The sequence below is a fragment of the Citrobacter sp. VF227 genome (assembly GCF_052950715.1).
Window position 1 is genome coordinate 1 of the sequence record NZ_JBRFVF010000405.1, and the last position, 466, is coordinate 466.

General features: G+C 59.2%; 1 protein-coding gene. It reads left to right on the top strand.

The features are described 5' to 3' along the window. The coding region (locus tag ACU8YC_RS27000) for an HAD domain-containing protein (protein WP_446896261.1) at positions 1 to 335 on the top strand (335 nt) is incomplete at its 5' end. Positions 336 to 466 lie beyond the last annotated feature (131 nt).

Sequence of the window (466 nt, forward strand, 5' to 3'; positions counted from 1 at the left end):
CTCTCGAGGCGGTCGGCCATAGGGTTGACTGGCAGGAAGTGATGGAGCGGCGTTCGGCAAAGCGAGAACGGCCCGCGCCCGCGCCATTGGTCATGGACAACACGACTCCGACGCTATTCGTCGATTTTGATGGGACGCTGCACGTCGGCAATGCGTACATTGACGAAAACGACAAGACTACCCTCGACACTGGCCGCAAGCTCCTAGAGTTCGCCCCCCTGCTCGTTGAGCTGCTCGAGCCCTATCCCGACGTGGAGATTGTGCTCACGACGTCATGGGCACGTCGTCTGCCAGAGGAGCGGGTCATCGAGTACCGTCCACATAGACTACGTTAATGTGTCGTGGGCACGACTCGCGATATCAAGCCGCGCCGCAGCTATGTACTGGACGGAACCGAGCGCACCTACGTCATCACTAGCTACGTGTATGGAGCGCGCATGAAGAACTGGCTAGCGATTGACGATGC